Annotated in this window: 1 protein-coding gene; it reads right to left on the reverse strand. The window is 72.9% G+C overall.

Translation table 11 applies throughout. The features are described 5' to 3' along the window. Positions 1–45: 45 nt before the first annotated feature. The coding region (locus G3I65_RS20380) for a TetR/AcrR family transcriptional regulator C-terminal domain-containing protein (protein WP_203612443.1) at positions 46–494 on the reverse strand (449 nt) is incomplete at its 5' end.

A 494-nucleotide genomic window follows, 5' to 3' on the forward strand; every position in this document is an offset into this window, starting at 1 on the left:
CGCTCATGCTCCCAGCGTGGCGGCGCCGTCCCGAACGCCCATCCGTCAAAGCGACTGGTGTTCGCCCAGCAGCACCGCGATGCCGTCGAGCTGGCGGCGCAGCCCGAACTCGAACGCCTCGTCGATGCCGACGTCCTCGACGCCGGTCATCACCTCGGCGAGCACCGGGAACCGGCCCGACTCCAGGTAACCCGTGAGCAGCGCCATATCCGCGGCCAGCCGCTGGTCGCCGGTGATGCCCGTGTCCTGCTCGGCCTGGACCTCGAACGCGTTGCTCACCGCCAGGCCGCCGACCCAGCCGTTGAGCGTCATGACGACCTGCAGCTTCACCCGGCGGCGCAGGCCGGTGCCGGCCAAGGCGCGCAACGACCAGTCGAGCAGCCGCAGCCCGGCCGCCAGTACCGGGGGCCGGACCAGCGAGTTCAGCAGGATCGGCGCGAGCCACGGGTGCCGCCGGTACGCGCGCCACTGCGCGCGGGCGGCCAGCTCGAGAC

The sequence above is a fragment of the Amycolatopsis sp. SID8362 genome (genome assembly GCF_010550475.1).
GTDB classification, from domain to species: Bacteria; Actinomycetota; Actinomycetes; order Mycobacteriales; family Pseudonocardiaceae; genus Amycolatopsis; species Amycolatopsis eburnea.